This is a genomic window from Massilia terrae (assembly GCF_024753145.1).
In the GTDB taxonomy this organism is placed as follows: domain Bacteria; phylum Pseudomonadota; class Gammaproteobacteria; order Burkholderiales; family Burkholderiaceae_D; genus Telluria; species Telluria terrae.
This window is the reverse complement of record NZ_JANUGU010000001.1, coordinates 1,497,777-1,516,315: the sequence shown is the minus strand read 5'-3', so window position 1 is coordinate 1,516,315 and position 18,539 is coordinate 1,497,777. Positions and strand designations below refer to the sequence as shown.

Below are 18,539 nucleotides of genomic sequence, written 5' to 3'. Positions count from 1 at the left end.
TCCGGGGCGAGCGCTAACGTTGTTCATTCGTCGCTACCGGCACTGCCGGAAACGACTTCCCGCGCAGGCGGGAACCCCATTTCGTGTGCCGCTCTGCGTCCTTCGGCGGGCTTTTCGGCAGTTCCATCTCGACGAGGCAGTCTACCGGCACCGGATCGAAGCGCAGATTGCCGTCGAGTCCGGCTCGCTCGAATTCCTGCGCAACTTTGTCCTGCGCGAACCGGCGGTCACCTTCCTGCCCTTCAATGGCGTGCCGCGCGCGGACGAGCGCCTGCGCGCCGTTCCGGTCAGCGCGCAGGATCTCGATCCCTTGAAGGTAGTGCTCGGACAGCTCAAGGGAAGACAGCTGTCCATCGCGGCGGAAAAGTTCGCGGAGCAGTTAAGCGGCCACCTGCCCGAGCTCCCGTAGCCCTCAGTGCCCGCTGTGCCCGCTCGGCTTGCGCACCGTGAGGGCGGCATCGCCCGGCGCGGCGGGCGTGGCCGGGGCCTGCGCGGCTTGCGGCAGATCGCCGATCCACTCGCGCGCGAGCGTGCCGGGCGGATTCGCGTACCAGCCCGGATCCTTGAAGTCGCCACGCGCCAGTCCCTCGCGCACCTTCATCACGGTGAACATCCCGCCCATTTCGACGTTTCCGAACGGACCGCGCCCGGCCATCATCGGCAGCGTGTTCTCGGGGAGCGGCATCTGCATGCCGCCCATCGAGCCGCCCTTGTCGCCCATCACCATGTAGCCGGGAATCAGGTCGTTGATCTTCTCGGCGACGCCGCTGTGGTCGACGCCGATCAGGTTCGGCACCTGGTGGCCCATCGCGTTCATGGTGTGATGCGACTTGTGGCAGTGGAATGTCCAGTCGCCCGGATTGTCGGCGATGAACTCGATGGCCCGCATCTGGCCGACGGCGACGTCGGTGGTCACCTCCGGCCAGCGCGCGGTGGGCGGAATCCAGCCGCCATCGGTCCCGGTGACTTCGAAACGGTGGCCGTGCAGGTGGATCGGATGGTTGGTCATGGTCAGGTTGCCGACGCGGATGCGCACACGTTCGTCCTTGCGCACGACCAGCGGATCGATGCCCGGGTAGACGCGGCTGTTGAAGGTCCACAGGTTAAAGTCGAGCATCGTGTTGGTGCGCGGCGTGTAGCTGCCGGGATCGATGTCGTAGGCATTCAGCAGCATCACGAAATCGCGGTCCACCGCATGCTGGCGCGGGTCTTTCGGGTGCGTCACCCAGAAGCCCATCATGCCCATCGCCATCTGGTTCATTTCGTCGGCGTGCGGGTGATACATGAAGGTGCCCGCGTGTTTGGCGACGAATTCGTAGACCCAGGTCTTGCCCGGCATGATGCCGGGCTGCGACAGGCCGGTCACGCCATCCATGCCCGAGGGCAGGATCTGGCCGTGCCAGTGCACGCTGGTCTGCTCCGGCAGCTTGTTGGTGACAAAGATGCGCACGCGGTCGCCTTCGACCACTTCGATGGTCGGGCCCGGGCTCTGGCCGTTGTAGCCCCACAGGTGGGCCTTCATGCCGGGCGCGAGCTCGCGCACCACGGGTTCGGCGACGAGGTGGAATTCCTTGACGCCATCCTTCATGCGCCACGGCAGGCTCCAGCCGTTGAGCGTGACCACCGGGTTGAACGGGCGGCCGGTGGATGGCGCCGGTGGCGGCACGGTGGCGGCTGACGATTGGACAGGCGCTTCCGGCAGCGAGGCCGCGCCCACTTTGCTGACCACGGACGCGCCAACCATGGCGGCGCCGGCGCCGGTCAGGAACGATCTGCGCGATGTCATTGTTGTGCTCCTTGGTTCGGGTTGGCGACGCGCGTGCCGAGCGCCGCTTCCAGCGTCGCGTGGGCGATCCAGTATTCCTTCTGGGCGTCGATGTAGGCGTTGACGGCGCTGGCCTGCTCGCGGGCATCGGCCAGCAGCTCGAAGGTGGAGGCGAGCATGCCGTTGTAGCGCAGCAGGACTTCCTGCGAGATTTTCTTGCGCAGCGGGATCACCTCATCGCGGTAGCGCTTCGCCAGCACATAGGACGATTGGTAGTTGGCGTAGGCCTCACGGGCCTCGCTGCGGGCGTCCACGGCGGTTTGCGCGACCTTGTTCACCGACTGCATGTAGACCGCCTCGGCCCTTGCCACCCGCGCGCCGCCCCAGTCGAACAGCGGCAGTTCGAGCGTGACTTCGTAGCCGCGCCCGGCCGGCTCGTTGGCGCCGGTGTTGCGCACGTAGCCGAGGTCGAGCACGTTGATGAAGCGGGTGGTGCGGGTCAGGCCGAGGTTGGCGGCGGTGGCTTCGGCATCGGATCTGGCAGCCTGCACGTCGAGGCGCTGGTCGAGCGCGATGCGTTCGATATCGGCCAGCTCGGCGGTGGATGAGGGCAGCCCGGGCAGGCGCTCGGGCAGTTGGAACCGGCTTGAGGCCAGGCCTAGCAGGCGCGCCAGCTTCTCGCGCGTGGCGCGGGCTTCACGTTCGGTGCGGGCGAGGGCGGCGCTGGATTCGGCGTGGAAGGCCTGTTCGCGGGCTAAGTCGAGCTTGCTTGCATTGCCGGCCTTGACCATGCGTTCGGACAACTCGGCGCTGGCGTCGGCGGCCTGTTCGACTTGCTTTGCGTACTCGACGCTCTGCTCGGCCGCGACCGCTTCGTACCAGGCGCGGCGGGTCTCCGCGACCTTGCGTTCGATCTCGGCGCCCACGGCCAGCTTGACTTGCTGGAAGCGCCGGCTCTCCAGCCGCGAGGCCAGCGGCATGGTCAGTGCGCCGATCAGGTTCACAGTGAAGGTCCGTTCGATGCCGACGCCGCCGCCCGCGTTCACGCGCTTGAAGTCGAGCGCGGGATTCGGCAGGCGGCCGGCCTGGGCCAGGTCGGCCTGGGCGATGCCGACGTCCCAAAAGCTGGCCTGCAAGCCGGGGTTGTTGATGACGGCGATGCGGACGGCGTCGTTGACGGACAGGGGCTGCTGCAGCAGTTTGGAGACGGTCTCGGCGATGTCGCGCTTGGCGTCATCGTTCTGCGCGAGCCGGGGCGCGTAGCCGGTGCGCGCTTGTGCCTGGCGCTCGACGTCGCCGAAGCCGTGGTCGGGTGCGACGCTGGCGCAGCCCGCCAGTGCGGCGGCCACGAGGACGCACATTGTGCGCCGTGCGAGGAAAATAGAGATCATGTGCTTCTCGGTTCGAATGCGTGCTGGCCGGCCGCACGGGCGGCCGGAACGTGGATCAGGCGCGCGCGAACCGGGGAGGTCGTTCAGGATGGTCGAGGTCGACGGTCGGCACGTGGCCGATGTCGAAGGCGATGGCGTGGGTGGACGGCGGCGGCGTCACGGCCGGCGGCGCGAAGGCGAGCGGGGCCAGCATCGCGCCCGTGCAGCAGGCGGCGCAATTGGCGCATTTGGCGTCGTGCTTGCTCGTGTGATCTTGCGTGCCGTGATGGCCGGCGCAGGCGTGGTGCCCGGCGCCATCGTGGTGATGCATCTCAGCCCGCGTTTGCTGCATCGCATGCGCGCCGCCGGGCGGGCAGCACGACGTGGCCGCTTGAGCGAAGCCCGCGAAGGGCACCGCCAGCAGCACCAGCCAGACGATCAGGATGCGCAGGAACGATTTCACGCGGCAATTCTAGCACGCAGGCTCGTCCTTCGGCGCCTCGCCATCGGCCAGTCCGGCCGACTTGAAATAGATGTGCTGGATGGCCGGGTTGGCTTCGCGCACCTTGGCTTCCAGGCGCCGGATGGCTTCCTCGACCTCGTCGATACGCATGCCGCGCTTGAACAGCACGGCCGCCGTCAGCAGCACTTCGTCCGGCCCCAGCTGCATGGTGAGCAGGCGCCCGACGGTCATGATGCCGGGATCGGAGCAAAAGATTTCGCGCAGCCGGCCGGTCTGTTCGCGGCCGATGCCTTCGCCGACCAGCAGCGCGCCGGTCTCGCGCGCCAGGGTGACGGCGGCGCCGACCAGCAGGAGGCCGACCGCGACCGAGGCGGCGGGATCGAAGTAGGGGTTGTCGAATATCTGGCCGAGCCCGATGCCGAGCGCGGCGATCGCGACGCCGATGAGCGCGGTGCTGTCTTCGATGAACACGGTGAAGACGGACGCGTCCTTGCTGTTATGGACCGCCTGCCACAGGCTGCTGCCGGATTTGCGTACCTGGTTGAGCGCCTTGCGCGACACATTCCAGCTATAGCCTTCGAAGCCGGCGGCGATGGCCAGCACCAGATAGTTCCAGAACGGATTCGCGATCGGCTCGGGGCGGCGCAGGGCCTGCACGCCGTGGTAGATCGACAGGCCGCCGCCGAGGGTGAAGACGGACAGCGCGACCAGCAGCGCCCAGAAATAGATCGCCTTGCCGTAGCCGAAGGGATGGCGCGGGGAGGGCGGCAGGTTGCTCATCTTTTCGCCGACCAGCAGCAGGAGTTCGTTGCCGGTGTCGACCGCGGAGTGGATGCCTTCGGCCATCATCGCGGCGCTGCCGGTCAGCAAGGCGACAGCGAACTTGGCGCCCGCGATGCCCAGGTTGGCGATCACCGCCGCGAAGATGACCTTGCGCGAACTTTCCTTGATGGCTGGTGGCGCGTCGCCTTCTTGCATAGAGTGAAATTTTCTTTCAATAAGTTGCCATTGGTGAAATAAAATTTCAATCGCAGAAGCCCGCCGCGGGGACGACGGCGACGCTGGGCTTCGGCGGCTTCTCGTGGCAGCCTGCGGCCAGCGCGACGGTCAGCACGAGTGCAAACAGGCGGATGAACGGATGGCGCATGATGGTCCTCCTTCAAGAACCATCATAGCCGTGCGCGCCGTCACCCGGCGCAGCGTTCAGAAACGGTAGGAGACGCTGGCGCGCAGCACCGGGTAGAACTTGTAGGACTGCATGTCCGACTTCACGCGCGCCTGCTCGACCGCCACGTCATGGGCGATGGCCGAGCACACCGTGTTCGACGTCGTGCAGCCCAGGCTCACCAGGTGCACATCCGCATTGCCCTGGTAGAAAGCGCCGAGGTCGCCGCTGAACTGCAGGCGCTTGCTGCCCGCCAGCGGATTGCCCCAGCCGATACCGAAGTAGGGCGCGGCCTTGCGGAATTTCACGGTGCCGGTCAGCAGGCCGACGTCGGCCGCCGTGTAGGTGTTGCCGTTGAGCGTGAAGCTGCCCGAGCTGGCCTTGCCGGTGGCGTGGAACTGGTTGTCGTTGTAGAGGATGCCGCCGGTCAGGCGAAACGGGCTGCCCTCGCGCAGATACCAGTCGAACAGGATGTCGACGGTGCGCAGCTTGCCCTTCATGTCGTAATCGACGGCGCCGGAACGCTTGTCCATGTCGTGATTGAACGCGTTCACGCCGAAACGGCCATTGAGGTAGGTTTCCATCGGGACTACCAGGTGCAGGCCGGCGCCGGTGGTGCCGGCGTCAAGCGTCGCGGCGACCTGGGCGTGGGCGGCGCCGGCCGCCAGCAGGGCGGCGGCGAGGACGAGCGCGGAGTGCTTCGCAAACATCGAGTGCCTTTCTAAAAAGATAAAAACTGTGCGGCATTGTAGCGGCTGCCTGCGCCCGGGGCGACAGATACGGCCCGGGGTGTGGCTTTCGCGCCGCGCCGCCCCGGCTTCGTCGGTGCAGGCGGGGCTTGGTCGGATCAGGGGCGAAGACGCAGAAATGGCTTGCTAAGCTCGAATCACTCCCACTACAGTTGAGCCCATCATGATTGCTGCCATTTTTACTACTTTCCGGCTGGTGCTGGTCTGGTTCCTGGTCTACCTGTTCTTCGTGATCAGCATTGGAGAAGCGGTCCGGCCAGGAATGAACGGCTACCACTGGGTCGAGGGCCTGGGTGTGATGGGCGGCTTCGCGCTGGCCCTGACCGTGCTGTCGATCGCCTGCTCGCACGTGCTGCGGGTGCGCCTGGTGGCCGGCCGCCTCGACGCCAGCGCGCTGTCGGCCCGCCAGCGGCGCCAGGTCGAGATCCCGTTCGAGGCCGGCGCCGCCTTCGACCTGGTCGATGCCGCGATCCGCGAACTGCCCGGCGCGCAAGTGGTCGACAGCGCCCGCGACAGCCTGCAGGTGCGGGCCAAGGTCAAGCGCATCGATCCCTACGGCGGGGTGGCGCGGCGCGCGCGCAACCAGGTGCTGGTCACGGTCACGCCGAACGGCGAAGCGGGCAGCGCGCTGCTGGTCTGCGAGCCGGAACGCCCGGCCTGGACCGACTGGTTCCTGGTCGACCACGGCACCAACTTCGAGAACGCGGAAGCGATCGTGCGCGCCATTACGCGCCGGGTGGCGGCCGCCCGCCGCGGCGAACAGGACAGCGTGCGCGACACCGTCGCCGCCAAGGAGCTGGCGGTGGCGCGCCTGAACCTGCTGCAGGCCCAGGTCGAGCCGCACTTCCTGTACAACACGCTGGCCAACGCCCAACTGCTGACGCGCAGCGATCCGCCGCTGGCCGACCAGATGCTCGGCAACCTGATCCAGTACCTGCGCCATTCGCTGCCGCGTGGCGGCGACGGCATCTCCACCTTGGGGCAGGAAATGGAACGCACCCGCGCCTACCTCGACATCCTCAAGATCCGCATGGGCGCGCGGCTGGAAACCCAGCTGCAGGTGGACCAGACCCTGCACGCGCATCCCTTCCCGGCGATGATGATCCAGACCCTGGCCGAGAATGCGATCAAGCACGGGCTGGAGCCGAAGCCGGGCGGCGGCAACATCTGGGTGTTCGCCCGCGTGCATGGCGGCACGCTGTCGGTGACGGTGGCGGACGACGGCATGGGCCTGACCGGCAACGCCGGCGGCAGCGGCATCGGCCTGTCGAATGTGCGCGAACGGCTGCGTCTTGGCTACGGCGACGCCGCCTCCTTCGTGCTGACCTCGAATTTCCCGAGCGGCGTTGCGGCCACCATCAACCTGCCGTACCAGCTGCCGGTGGAGGCCGCCCATGCCTAGTTGCGTGATCGCCGAGGACGAGGACCTGCTGCGCGCCGAGCTGTCCAAGCAGCTGGCCGAGGCGGCGCCGGACGTCGAACAGCTCGCCGTGTGCGAGGACGGCGCTGCCGCGCTGGAAGCGATCGCCCAGCACCAGCCGGACTTCGCCTTCCTCGACATCCGCATGCCTGGCCTGTCCGGGCTGGAAGTGGCGGCCGCGCTGGTCGAGGCCAGCCCGCGCACCCAGGTGGTGTTCGTGACCGCCTACGAACAGCATGCCCTGGATGCCTTCGAGCGCGGCGCTGTCGACTACCTGCTCAAGCCGGTCACGCGCGAGCGGCTGGACGCGACCTTGCGCCGCCTGAAGAGCCGGATGGGGCAGGGCGGGCCCGATCCGCAACTGTTGGCCGACCTGGTGCGGCAGCTGGGCCACGGCGCGCCGCGCAAGGCGCCGCCGTTGGCCTGGATCACGGCCAGCCGCGGCACCGAGACCCGCCTGATCATGGTCGAGGACGTGGTCTATTTCCAGTCCGACACCAAGTACACGGTGGTGATGACGGCCGACGGCGAGGCCCTGCTGCGCACCACGCTGCGCGAACTGCTGGGCGCGCTCGACCCGGCCCTGTTCCGCCAGATCCACCGCTCGACCATCGTCAACATGCGCGCCATCGCGTCGGTGTCGCGCGATGAAGCCGGGCGCGGATTGCTGCGCTTAAAGAATCGGCCTGAAACATTGACCGTGAGCCAACCATTTATGACATTGTTTCGAAACATGTGAATGTCTGTAACAACATGGGTAGCCGCCGAGTTGGGCTGCTACACTTCAGGCATAACATAATCACATGTGAGGACAGCATGAAAAAGATTCTCATCGGCGCCGCTTTGGTAGCCGTTTCCGCTTCCGCCCTGGCGCAGAACGTCAGCATCGCGGTCGGCCAGCCGGGCTTCTTCGGCCGGATCGACATCGGCGACACCCGCCCGGTGCTGGTGGACACGCGGCCGGTGGTCATCGCCGCCCCGCGCTACGCGGTCCAGCCGATGTACCTGCGCGTGCCGCAGTACCAGCGTGCCCACTGGGGCCGTTACTGCGGCGCCTATGGTGCCTGCGGCGCGCCGGTGTACTTCGTCACCGATGACTGGTACGAGCGTGTGTACGTGCCGCACTATCGCGAGGTCTACAGCTATGGTCCGCCGCGCGGCGAATGGCGCGACCGCGACCGCGACCACCACGACAACGGCCGTGGTCACGCCTACGGCCGCTACAAGGACAAGGACCGCGACGACGATGACCGTGGCCACGGCCGCGGCCATGGCCACGACCGCGACTGAGCGGTAGAACCCAGCCGTCCGGCAGCGCCGCCGGGCTCGTAGTAGACTGACACCGTTTGCCCGCAACGGGCTCCTTGACGGAGGTTGGTTTGCAGAGCGAGATCGTGATCGTAGGCGGCGGCGCCGGCGGGCTGGAACTGGCATGCAAGCTCGGGCGCAAGCTCGGGCCGGGCAAGGTTGCGCTGGTCGACAGCCGCCTGTACCACATCTGGAAACCATCGCTGCACGAGGTCGCGGCCGGCACGCTGGACATCCACCAGGAAGGCCTGTCGTACCAGATGCTGGCCCACGATAACGGCTTCGCCTTCATCTACGGCCCGATGACCGGGCTCGACACCGCCGCCAGGAAGGTCATCGTCGGCGCCGTGGCGGGCGGCGGCGAGGAAGTGCTGCCGGAGCGCCATCTCGGCTACGGTTCGCTGGTGCTGGCTGTGGGCAGCACCTCCAACTATTTCGGCGTGCCCGGCGCGGCCGAGTACACCATCTCCCTGAATGCCACCGAAGACGCGGAGCGCTTCCGCCTGCGCCTGCTGCGCCTGCTCGCGCGCGCCGACGAGCACAAGGAAGAAAGCGGCGACGGCGGCATCAATATCGTCATCATCGGCGGCGGCGCGACCGGGGTCGAGTTGTCGGCCGAGCTGCGCGAGGCGTCCGGCGCGTATGCCGTGTATGGCTTCTCGCATCTGCAGGGACGGCGCGACGTCCACATCACGCTGCTGGAAGGCGCGCCGCGCATCCTGGCGCCGCTGCCGGAGCGCGTGTCCAATGCGGCGCTGCGACTGCTGGACAAGCGCTCGATCAAGGTGGTCACCGATTGCCGCGTCACCCAGATCGACGCCGACAAGGTGCACGACAAGAAAGGCAATGTCTATCCGGCCGACCTGTGCGTCTGGGCGGCGGGCATCCGGGCGCCGGAATTCCTCGGTTCGCTGGGGCTGCCGACCGGTCACGGCGGCGGGCTCGACGTCGACGACCGCTTGCGAGTGAAGGGCGTGCCGGACGTGTACGCGCTGGGCGATTGCGCGGCCTGCGTCGACGGCAACGGCAAGCCGGTCCCGCCGCGTGCCCAAGCCGCGCACCAGCAGGCCGATTATCTGTGCGACACGCTGGTACGCCGCGCGGAAGGCAAGCCGGCGCCGGACAAGCCGTACAAGTACCGCGACTATGGCTCACTGGTGTCGATCGGCCACGGCACCACGGTCGGCAGCCTGATGGGCGCGCTGCGCGGGGCGTCGTGGTTCGTCGAAGGTTTCGTGGCGCGGCTGATGTACGTGAGCCTGCACCTGATGCACCACCAGGCCGTGCTGGGCCCGATACGCACCGGCGTGCTGGCGGTCGCGCGCTTCCTGGTGCGGAGGGCGACGCCTCTGGTCAAGTTGCACTGACAAGTCCGCTATCTGGCCTGACCTATCCGGGCAAGGGAAGTGCGCGAATTGCGCGTGAATCAGGCGTATGCTGACATTCCGCTGCAGCGCCCTGAAAACCCGAAGGAGACCGACATGACAAGTGAAGCTATCCGCGACCCGCTCCAGGATCAACTGCTGACTCCCCAGAACGCGGCGTTCATCGTTATCGATTACCAGCCTGTACAGGTGAATTCGATCGCCTCAATGGATCGGCAACTGCTCGTGAATAACATCGTCGGCACCGCGAAAGCCGCGATCGCCTACCAACTACCGATCGTTCACTCGACCGTGAACGTGAAGACCGGATTGAACAAGCCGCCCATCGGCCAGTTGCGCAAGGTGCTGGGCGATTACCCGACCTATGACCGCACGAGCATCAATGCGTGGGAAGACGTCGAATTCCGCAAGGCCGTGGAAGCCACCGGCCGCAAGAAGCTCATCATGACGGCCTTGTGGACCGAGGCCTGCCTGACCTTTCCGTCGCTCGATGCGCTGGAGGCGGGTTACGAGGTTTATGTTGTCGCCGACGCGGTGGGTGGCACCTCGGTGACGGCGCATGAAATGGCGCTGCGCCGCATCGAACAGGCCGGCGGCAAGATGATCAGCGTGGCGCAATTGTTCTGCGAGCTGCAGCGGGACTGGCAGCGCAAGGAAACGGTGCCTGCGTTTATCAACCTGTTCATCGAGACGGGCGGCACGGCTGGTATCCAGTTCGGCTACGATCGTTCGGAGTAGCCCAAGTAGCGCACTGCACGTCGTCCCGACGAAGGCCGGGATTTATGCTGAGCGCTCGACAACTCAAGCTGTCTATGGGCCCCGGCCTTCGCCGGGGCGACGGCCTCTTTTGCAGTTAATCCGGCACCGCGAGGATCACGCTGGATGCATTAAAGAGCGCCGACACCGGCTCGCCGACCGCGAGCCCCAGCGCTTCGCTGCTGTCGTTGGTGATGATAGCCGCCACCGAGCCGCCGCCAGACAGCTCGATGACGACCTCGGCATTGACCGCGCCCGGCTGCAGGCGCGAGACGACGCCGGTCAGCCGGTTGCCAGCAGAAAAGCGCGCGTCGGTGTCCGCGCTGGCGAGGATGATGGCGGAGGCCTTGATCAGCGCCAGCGCTTCGGCGCCGACGCGCAATCCCAGCTCCTGCGTGCTGGCCCGCGTGATGGTGGCGACGATCTTGTGCCCGCCCGCGACATCGAGCTCGATCTCGTCGTTGACGGCCCCTTGCTTGATCGAACTGACGGTGCCGTAGAACTGGTTGCGTGCGCTCGTTCTCATGCTGACTCTCCTCATGAGCAAGTAATCTTCATCAAGGCCGCCCGCTTGCCGGCCAAGGCGTTCGACAAAGCGCCGGTGCTCGCGTTCGACCAGCTCGAAATTGCGCACCAGCTGCTGTCCACGCCCGGTGAGCCGGGTGCCGCCGCCGCCTTTGCCTCCCGCCAGCCGTTCGACCAGCGCTTCGCCGGCCAGGTTGTTCATGGCGTCCACCGCGTCCCACGCGGCCTTGTAGCTCATCCCGACCGCCTTGGCGGCCTGGCTGATCGATCCGCAGGCGGCGATTTGCGCCAGCAGCGCGAGCCGCGCGTGGCCGCCGAAATTCTCGCCACCGACCGTCAGCCAGACCGATCCGTCCAGTGCGATGCCCTTGTCCTCTGATGCCGTCATGGGTTCGGATTCGTTTGGGTGAAGCCCGGCGGTAGCGCCAGATCGTCGCACTCGCCTTCAGCGTCGGCAATGCGATCCGGGTCGTCGTCGACCATGCCGTCGCGCAGCCTGACGACGTGGTCGCCGAGCAGGGCCGCATCTTCCTCGTCGTGCGTGATCAGTATCATCGGAATGCCGAGGTGGCGCTGGATGCGGTCCAGCTCGCCGCGCAGGCGGGCGCGCAGTCCGCGGTCGAGCGCGGCGAACGGTTCGTCGAGCAGCAGTGCCGACGGCTGCGGGGCGAGGGCGCGCGCCAGGGCCACGCGCTGGCGCTGGCCGCCGGACAGTTCATCCGGCCGCTGGTGGGCGACATGGCGCAGGCGGAACATGTCGAGCCAGTGGTCGACCGCCACGGCGCTGGCGCTGTTTTCGCGGTTGAACCAGCCGCGGTTGAGGCCGAAGCCGATGTTCTGCCGGACGTTCAGGTGCGGAAACAGGGCGTAGTCCTGGAACAGGTAGCCGACCTTGCGCGCTTGCGGCGGCAGGTTGCGGCCGGTGGCGGAGTTGAACAGTTCCGTTCCGGCGACGGCGATGCGGCCCTCGTCCGGACGCAGGAGGCCGGCGATGGCTTGCAGCGTCAGGCTCTTGCCGGAGCCGGACGGGCCGACGATCACCACGCGCTGGCTGTCGGTGCGAAATGCCACGCGGAGCGCGAACGCACGCTTGGGCGAACGGACGGTCTTGCGGATGTCGATGTCGAACATGCCCGCCTCCTCAACGCCGAAACGCCTGGCCGGGGGCGAGGCGCCCCGCCGTCAGCAGGACCGCGATGCAGACCGCCGAGGTAATCAGCACCAGTCCGTTGGCGATGTCGTCCTGTCCGGCCTGCACCGCTTCGTAGACGGCGATCGACAAGGTCTGGGTGCGTCCCGGGATGCTGCCGGCCACCATCAGCGTGGCGCCGAATTCGCCCATCGCACGGGCGAAGGCAAGCAGCACGCCGGCCAGGATGCCGCGCCAGGCCAGCGGCAAGGTCACGCGAAAGAACAGCGCCCGTTCCGATACGCCCAGCACGCGGGCGGCATTTTCGACGCGCTGGTCGATGGATTCGAACGCGGCGCGCGCCGGCTTGAACACGAGGGGAAAGGCGACCACCGCGGCGGCGATCACCGCGCCTTGCCAGGTGAAGATCAGGTTGATGCCGAAGCTGTCCCGCAGCCAGGCGCCGATGGCGCCGTGGCGGCCGAGCAGGACCAGCAGATAGTAGCCCAGCACCGTCGGCGGCATCACCATCGGCAGCGTGAGCATGGAGTCGAGCAGGTCGCGGCCGATGAAGCGCGTGCGGGCGAGCAGGTAGCCGACGGCGACGCCGAGCACGAGGTCGATCGCGGTCGCCAGCAGGGAAACCTTGAGCGACAGGGCCAGCGCGCTTGCTGCTCCGTTCATCATGCGTGCGCGTCAGGGCCTGGAGAAGCCGTACTTCGCCAGCACGGCCTGGGCCTCGGGCGACAGCACGTAGGCGATGAAGCGGCGCGCCTCTTCCTTGTTGGTGCTGGCGTTGACCAGGGCGATGGGGTAGGTGACGGGCCGTGCCAGCGGCACCTGCAGCGCCAACTTGACCTGGCCCTTGGCGATGGCGGCATCGGTGGCGTACACGAAGCCGGCATCGGCCTCGCCGCGCGCCACGTAGTCCAGCGCCTGGCGTACGTTCTGCGCCAGTACCAGGCGTGGGCCGAGTTCGTTCCAGAGGTGCTGCGCTTCGAGCGCTTCGCGGGTGTAGCGGCCGACCGGTACGCTGGAAGGATTGCCGGCGGCGATGCGATGCACGGCGGGTTGGCGCAGGCCGGCCAAGTCGCGCAGGACCAGCTTGCTGTCGATCGGCACGACCACGACCAAGTTGTTGCGCGCGAAGTCGTGGCGCTCGCCGGGGGCGAGCAGGTTCTGGTTGGACGCGATGTCCATGGTGAGCTGGTCGGCGGACGCGAACACGTCGACCGGCGCGCCTTTGGCGATCTGCTGCACGAGCGCGCCGGACGCGCCGAAGTTCAGCAGCACCGTGGTCCCTTGATGCTGTGCCTCGAAGTGGGTGGCAATCTCCTTGAAGGCGTCGGTCAGGCTGGCGGCGGCGGAGACGGTGATTTCCCCCGCACTCGCGGTCAGGACGGCGCCGCACAGGAGGAGGGCGGCAAGAAGGCGCTTGGGCATGGCGATGCCTGTCGTGTTGTTGAAGCGACAGTGTACATCATCGTTATATATTGCGGTATATAGCGATCTGCCTGCGCCGGGACGACGGTGCTCCGGCTATGGCTGCCGATGTGGGATGGTGAGGGTCAGTGCGGTGCCGCCTTCCGGGCGGCGCGTCAGGACCAGGCTGCCGCCCAGCAGGCGGGCGCGCTCGCGCAGCAGGCGCAGGCCGTGGCAGAAAGTCCCCGATTCCGGATCGCCGGCAGGGCCGACGCCGTTGTCGCGCACGGTCAGCATGGCCTGGTCGCCGTCGTCGTCGAGGATGACTTCGGCCTCGCTGGCTTGCGCGTGGGAGGCGACATTGCGCAGTCCCTCCTCGGCGCAGCGCAGCAACAGCACGCCCTGTTCGCGCGAGTAGTGCGGATCCTCGTCGGGCAGGCTGGCGCGCGCGGTGATGCCGTGCTCGTCGCCGAATTGCGCGGTGGCTTCGGCCAGCGCGGCCTTCACGCCGAGGAATTCCAACTTGTCGTTCCACAGCGCGAGCTGCATCTGGCGGTTGGTGTCGATGATGAGCGCTAGCAGTTGCTTCATCTGGGTGGCGCGCTCGCGGGCTTTGCCTTCCGGCAGTTGCTGGGTCAGCAGGCCGAGATGCATGGTGAGCGCCGTCATCGTCGAACCGAGGTTGTCGTGCAGTTGGCGCGCCAGCAGGCGCCGCTCGTCGTCCCAGCAGTTGGCCAGGTAGCCCAGCAGGTCGGACAGTTCGGCCACGCGGGCGGCGAGCTGCTCTGCGTTCTCGGTCGGTGGCGTCGGCTGGGTCATAGGGGCAGGGTAAATGTTTCCCGGATCATACAACAAGCTGCGATGCGCACGGCGCGCGACCTGCGTGTGTGGTCGCACATACCCGTGCCGCGTTTCAGGCGAGGCTAGAGGCAGGCGCAAGCGCCATTTCACTCATGATTTTCACAAGGGAGTTGCCAATGACCACGAAATCGAACGCAGCGCAGGACGCCATCGCCATGCTGACGGCGGATCACCGAGAGGTAAAGGACCTGTTCGAGCAGTACGAGAAATTGACTGACCGGGCCAAGGTTTCCAAGAAAAAGTTGGCTGACCAGATCTGCGATGCGCTGATCCTGCATGCAAGCATCGAGGAAGAAATTTTCTATCCGGCGCTGCGCGCGGCGGCCAAGGATGCCGAGGACACGGTGGACGAGGCCGTGGTCGAGCACGCCGCAGCCAAGGACCTGATCGCGCAGATCCAGGAGATGGATCCGGATGATGAGCTGTATGACGCCAAGATCAAGGTGCTGTCCGAGCAGATCGAGCACCACGTGCAGGAGGAAGAAAAGGAAATGTTCCCGAAGGCTAAGAAGAGCGGGATCGACTTGGCGGCGCTGGGCGAGGAGATGGCGGAGCGGAAGGAGGAGCTGGAGCAGACGAGCTGACAGAACCTTAAGATTGCCGTCGTTCCCGCCTCCGCGGGAACGACGTTCTCTTATAAAGACGTTCGCTTATGAAGGCGTTCTCTTATGAGGGGGAGCTCAAGCCGCCTTGGACGGCGCGTTCCGCTGCGCGGCCCTGGTTTCCCCAAGCGCCTCCAGCAGCAGCTTGATGTCGACTGGCTTGACCAGGTGCAGGTCGAATCCCGCTTCCATCACGCGGCGACGGTCTTCGGCCAGGCCGTAGCCGGTAAGCGCGATCAGCCGCATATTCGCCGTCGCCGGGTTCTGGCGCAGGCGGCGGGCGACTTCGTAGCCGTCGATGCCGGGCAGGCCGATGTCCACCAGCGCCACGTCCGACGGTTCGGCGCTGGCCGCCGCGACGCCGTCCAGTCCGTCCGCGGCCTGGCGCACCGGATAGTCGTAAGCGCCCAGCATGCTGGCCATCATTTCGCGGCCGTCGTCATTGTCTTCGATCAGCAGGACGCTCGGTTTGCCATGCTCCGCTGGCATGTGGTGCGGCGCCGGGACGGGCACGCTGGGTGCGTCCACGCGCGGCATGCGGATCTCGAAACGGCTGCCGTTGCGGTCGCCGTCGCTGAAGGCATGCACGTTGCCGCCATGCAGTTCGACCAGATTGCGCACCAGCGACAGGCCGATGCCCAGGCCCCCCTGGGCCCGGTCCAGCGAAATCGAGCCCTGCACGAAGACGTCGAACACGTGCGGCAGCAGTTCGGGCTCGATGCCGACCCCGGAATCAGACACCGTGAACACCACTTCCTTGTCGGTGCCGTCCACCGTGATGCCGATGGTGCCGCCGTCCGGCGTGTACTTGAGTGCGTTGTCGATCAGGTTGCAGGCGACCTGCTCCAGGCGGGTGGCGTCGCCCTCGGCCCAGGCCTCGGACAGGTTCACGTTCATCGTGTAGCCGGCGGTGCGGCCGGTGGCGCGGAAGGTGTCGAGGCAGGTCGAGACCAGGGCCGACAGATCCAGCGGCTTGCGGTTCAGCAGGATCTTGCCGGACATGGCGCGCGACAGGTCGAGCAGGTCGTCGACGATGCGCGACAGGTGCTGGCTCTGGCGCTGGATGATGGCGCGGGCGCGGGTATTGCTCTCGGCGCCGGGCATTGCCAACAGGGCGGCGGCGCTGGAGATGGCCGACAGCGGATTGCGCAGTTCGTGGCCGAGCATGGCCAGGAACTCGTCCTTGGCATGGCTCTTGCGCTCGATGGCACGGCGCTCTTCGATTTCGCGGGTGAGCTGGCGGTTGCTCGTGGTCAGTTCGGCGGTGCGCTGCGACAGCTTGTCGGCCTGGCGCCGCAATTGCTCGTTCTTGTTGGCGAGCGCGACGAACACCGACACCTTGGCGTGCAGGATCTGGGGGATCACCGGCGTGAACAGGAAATCGACGGCGCCGCGCTGGTAGGCCTTGAGGCGATCGATCTCGTCGGCCAGGAAGGCGGTCACGAAGATGATCGGGATATCGGCGGAACGGGCGCGCTGGTGGATCGCCTCGGCGGTTTCGAATCCATCCATGCCGGGCATGTTTACGTCCAGCAGGATCACCGCGAAATCGTGCAGCAGCACTTGCCGCAGGGCTTCCTGGCCGGAGCGGGCCGACACCACGGCGTAGTTGGTCTCCGCCGCCCATTGGTCAAGCAGGCTGGTCAGCGCCAGCAGGCTCGCGGGGTCATCGTTGACCACCAGGATCTTCGGTTTATCAGTTTTCGGCACGGCTATATCACTCAGCGACGAGTCGCGGTCTGTTTGTTAAAAGCATAGCAGAGCTTTGAAAAATTGCCGAAACAAAACATACGCGCGTTGCAACAAACCATCATATCACGAGGCAGGAGGGCCGAGCCCGGCGGATTGCTATAGTGCGCGGGAGGACACAGTACGGTAGCGCACATACCCGGCGGGCACGGTTGTGGGATAGTCGGAACGTGTCCGGTTCGACTGAGTCTACGGAGAACGAGGGCCATTCTTGAAAGGACAAAGATGAACATCAACAGCATCGTGAAAGACCAATACCGCGAAAAGTGCCTGCGCGACCTGTGCCACGCGCCCTTGACGGCGTTGACCGACGTGACCGACGAGCAGGCCGCGGCCTTGCGCTCCGCGTTCGGGGTCACCACCGTTGGCGAACTGGGTGAGCTCAAGCTCGTCAAGACGGTGCAGGCGATCAAGCTGCTGGCGGCAGAGGAAATGGAAACGCAGAAGGAAGTGGCCGAGGATGCCTTGATCGACGATTCGGTCGAGATGACCTTCCCGGCCAGTGACCCGCCGGCGGTGACGTCCAGCGTGACGCGGATCGAGGTGGCGCCGGATATGGTCCAGGCCAGCACCGACCACCAGAACGCGGCCGCGATCGAAGCCCACAATGAGGAGGTGCTGGGCGAACCGGCGTTGCAGCATTCGCAAGTGCGCAAGGAGGAGGAGCATAAGCACTAAGCTTCGGGATTTCGCGTGAGTTAATAAGTGAGCGTCGCCCCGCGCAGGCGGGGACCCATGCCGGGTTTGCGGGCTCGCGGCGTTTGTGCGGCCAGGCAGATGGTCCATGGGTCCCCGCCTGCGCGGGGAGTCGTTTCCGGCAGTGCCGGGAACGACGGTGGTCAGGAATGGGGTTTAACGATGCGGCGCCAGCTCCGCCTGGCTGCTGGGCAGGGGCAGCTTGCTGGTGGTCTTCTGCCGCGCGGTGCCCGTGGTGCAGAACCGGTTCTTGCCGCTGCGCTTGGCCTCGTACAGCGCGTAGTCGGCGATGCTGATCAGCGCGTCCACGCTCTCGGCGTCATCCGGATACAGGCTGATGCCGATCGAGGTCGACAGCCGCAAGGTCAGGTCGTTGATGAAGAAGGGCTCGTTCAGCACCTCGACCAGCTTGGCCGCCGGCCCCAGCGCATCGGACAGGCTGTGCACCTCGCCCAGCACCACCATGAACTCGTCGCCGCCCAGGCGCGCCACCGTGTCTTCCCGGCGCGAGGACGCCAGCAGGCGCTGCGACACCATCTTCAGGATCTCGTCGCCGTAGGCGTGGCCATAGGTGTCGTTGATCGCCTTGAAGCCGTCCAGGTCGAGGTACATGACCGCCGCCTTGGCGTGGCTGCGCGCGGCGTGCTGCAGGGCGGTTTCGATCCGGTCCTCGAGCAGGCGGCGATTGGGCAGGCCGGTCAGGGCATCGTGCAGGGCCAGCTCCTGCTGGGCCTTGCTGTATTGCGCCAGCTCCTTGTACAGCAGGCGCACTTCCAGCATGTTGTGGATGCGCTTGTGAACTTCGAGCAGGTCGAAGGGCTTGCTGATGAAATCGCGCGCGCCCGCTTCCAGCGCCGCGATCTTGAAGCTGGGCTGGGCGGTGAGGGCGAGCACCGGCAGGTAGCCGCCTTGCTCGATTTCCTTCAGGCCCTTCATCACCTGGAAGCCATTCAGGCCGGGCATCTGCAGGTCGAGCAGGATCAGGTCGTAATTGTGCTCGCGGTGCAGGGGGCACACTTGCTCCGGCTCCATGGTCGAGCTGACGCAGGCGTAGCCTTCCTCGCGCAATATCTCCTCCATCAGGTCGATATTGTCGGGCGAGTCATCCACAATCAGGATCTTCGCGTTCAGGATGTCTTGTCGGCTCGGCATGCGATTTCTCTTCCGTTCGGGA

Annotated in this window: 21 protein-coding genes; 8 read left to right on the top strand and 13 right to left on the bottom strand. The window is 66.4% G+C overall.

Going from position 1 to position 18,539, the window contains the following annotated elements; translation table 11 throughout:
- The first annotated feature begins 19 nt into the window (after positions 1-19).
- Positions 20-409 carry a LysR substrate-binding domain-containing protein gene (locus tag NX778_RS06620; protein ID WP_258810878.1) on the top strand — a complete coding sequence of 130 codons (390 nt, stop codon included), beginning with the start codon at positions 20-22 and terminating at the stop codon, positions 407-409.
- Positions 410-412: 3 nt separating this feature from the next.
- Here NX778_RS06620 and NX778_RS06615 read toward each other — a convergent pair whose 3' ends face one another.
- Genes NX778_RS06615 through NX778_RS06590 form a run of 6 tightly spaced genes read right to left on the bottom strand, consistent with a single transcriptional unit; the run spans position 413 to position 5,473 of the window.
- Positions 413-1,786: a multicopper oxidase family protein gene (locus tag NX778_RS06615; protein WP_258810877.1), complete on the bottom strand. Its 1,374-nt coding sequence runs from the start codon at positions 1,784-1,786 to the stop codon at positions 413-415.
- Positions 1,783-3,156 (bottom strand): TolC family protein, encoded by a 1,374-nt coding sequence (locus tag NX778_RS06610; RefSeq protein ID WP_258810876.1) that lies wholly within the window; start codon positions 3,154-3,156, stop codon positions 1,783-1,785. Before NX778_RS06610 ends, NX778_RS06615 begins: the two co-directional genes overlap by 4 nt.
- A gap of 55 nt (positions 3,157-3,211) precedes the next feature.
- A complete protein-coding gene (locus tag NX778_RS06605; protein ID WP_258810875.1) occupies positions 3,212-3,598 on the bottom strand; it encodes a hypothetical protein in 387 nt (128 codons plus the stop codon).
- A gap of 9 nt (positions 3,599-3,607) precedes the next feature.
- A complete protein-coding gene (locus NX778_RS06600; RefSeq protein WP_258810874.1) occupies positions 3,608-4,576 on the bottom strand; it encodes a cation diffusion facilitator family transporter in 969 nt (322 codons plus the stop codon).
- A 46-nt stretch (positions 4,577-4,622) separates the two neighbouring features.
- On the bottom strand, positions 4,623-4,745 hold the full coding sequence (locus NX778_RS06595; RefSeq protein ID WP_258810873.1) for a hypothetical protein: 123 nt from the start codon (positions 4,743-4,745) through the stop codon (positions 4,623-4,625).
- 56 nt (positions 4,746-4,801) lie between these two features.
- A complete protein-coding gene (locus NX778_RS06590) occupies positions 4,802-5,473 on the bottom strand; it encodes a hypothetical protein (RefSeq protein WP_258810872.1) in 672 nt (223 codons plus the stop codon).
- Between the two features lie 202 nt (positions 5,474-5,675).
- On the opposite strand from NX778_RS06590, the gene NX778_RS06585 reads away from it, so the two are divergent.
- The 5 genes from NX778_RS06585 to NX778_RS06565 all read left to right on the top strand — a co-directional run bounded on the left by NX778_RS06585 (position 5,676) and on the right by NX778_RS06565 (position 10,363).
- Complete coding sequence (locus NX778_RS06585) at positions 5,676-6,914, top strand: histidine kinase (protein ID WP_258810871.1); 1,239 nt, start codon at positions 5,676-5,678, stop codon at positions 6,912-6,914.
- A complete protein-coding gene (locus NX778_RS06580; RefSeq protein ID WP_258810870.1) occupies positions 6,907-7,671 on the top strand; it encodes a LytR/AlgR family response regulator transcription factor in 765 nt (254 codons plus the stop codon). The genes NX778_RS06585 and NX778_RS06580 overlap by 8 nt, the downstream gene beginning before the upstream one ends.
- Positions 7,672-7,748: 77 nt before the next feature.
- Positions 7,749-8,222 (top strand): hypothetical protein, encoded by a 474-nt coding sequence (locus tag NX778_RS06575; protein WP_258810869.1) that lies wholly within the window; start codon positions 7,749-7,751, stop codon positions 8,220-8,222.
- An 89-nt stretch (positions 8,223-8,311) separates the two neighbouring features.
- Complete coding sequence (locus NX778_RS06570) at positions 8,312-9,607, top strand: NAD(P)/FAD-dependent oxidoreductase (RefSeq protein WP_258810868.1); 1,296 nt, start codon at positions 8,312-8,314, stop codon at positions 9,605-9,607.
- A 114-nt stretch (positions 9,608-9,721) separates the two neighbouring features.
- Positions 9,722-10,363, top strand: coding sequence for a hydrolase (locus tag NX778_RS06565; protein WP_258811056.1), 642 nt, complete (start codon positions 9,722-9,724; stop codon positions 10,361-10,363).
- A 115-nt stretch (positions 10,364-10,478) separates the two neighbouring features.
- Here NX778_RS06565 and NX778_RS06560 read toward each other — a convergent pair whose 3' ends face one another.
- From NX778_RS06560 to NX778_RS06540, 5 genes are all read right to left on the bottom strand, one after another.
- Entirely contained in the window at positions 10,479-11,294 is an 816-nt protein-coding gene (locus NX778_RS06560) for a TOBE domain-containing protein (RefSeq protein ID WP_258810867.1), read from the bottom strand.
- Entirely contained in the window at positions 11,291-12,037 is a 747-nt protein-coding gene (locus NX778_RS06555) for an ABC transporter ATP-binding protein (protein WP_258810866.1), read from the bottom strand. The genes NX778_RS06560 and NX778_RS06555 overlap by 4 nt, the downstream gene beginning before the upstream one ends.
- 10 nt (positions 12,038-12,047) lie before the next feature.
- Positions 12,048-12,719 (bottom strand): molybdate ABC transporter permease subunit, encoded by a 672-nt coding sequence (gene modB / locus NX778_RS06550; RefSeq protein WP_258810865.1) that lies wholly within the window; start codon positions 12,717-12,719, stop codon positions 12,048-12,050.
- A 12-nt stretch (positions 12,720-12,731) separates the two neighbouring features.
- Positions 12,732-13,478, bottom strand: coding sequence for a molybdate ABC transporter substrate-binding protein (gene modA, locus NX778_RS06545; RefSeq protein WP_258810864.1), 747 nt, complete (start codon positions 13,476-13,478; stop codon positions 12,732-12,734).
- A 96-nt stretch (positions 13,479-13,574) separates the two neighbouring features.
- Entirely contained in the window at positions 13,575-14,276 is a 702-nt protein-coding gene (locus NX778_RS06540) for a sensor histidine kinase (RefSeq protein ID WP_258810863.1), read from the bottom strand.
- A gap of 158 nt (positions 14,277-14,434) precedes the next feature.
- On the opposite strand from NX778_RS06540, the gene NX778_RS06535 reads away from it, so the two are divergent.
- Entirely contained in the window at positions 14,435-14,902 is a 468-nt protein-coding gene (locus NX778_RS06535) for a hemerythrin domain-containing protein (protein WP_258810862.1), read from the top strand.
- Positions 14,903-14,998: 96 nt separating this feature from the next.
- On the opposite strand, the gene NX778_RS06530 is transcribed toward NX778_RS06535, so the two are convergent.
- A complete protein-coding gene (locus NX778_RS06530; RefSeq protein ID WP_258810861.1) occupies positions 14,999-16,630 on the bottom strand; it encodes a response regulator in 1,632 nt (543 codons plus the stop codon).
- Positions 16,631-16,894: 264 nt separating this feature from the next.
- Here NX778_RS06530 and NX778_RS06525 point away from each other — a divergent pair, with 264 nt between their 5' ends.
- On the top strand, positions 16,895-17,347 hold the full coding sequence (locus tag NX778_RS06525) for a hypothetical protein (RefSeq protein ID WP_258810860.1): 453 nt from the start codon (positions 16,895-16,897) through the stop codon (positions 17,345-17,347).
- Positions 17,348-17,521: 174 nt separating this feature from the next.
- Here NX778_RS06525 and NX778_RS06520 read toward each other — a convergent pair whose 3' ends face one another.
- Positions 17,522-18,517 (bottom strand): GGDEF domain-containing response regulator, encoded by a 996-nt coding sequence (locus tag NX778_RS06520; protein ID WP_258810859.1) that lies wholly within the window; start codon positions 18,515-18,517, stop codon positions 17,522-17,524.
- Positions 18,518-18,539 lie beyond the last annotated feature (22 nt).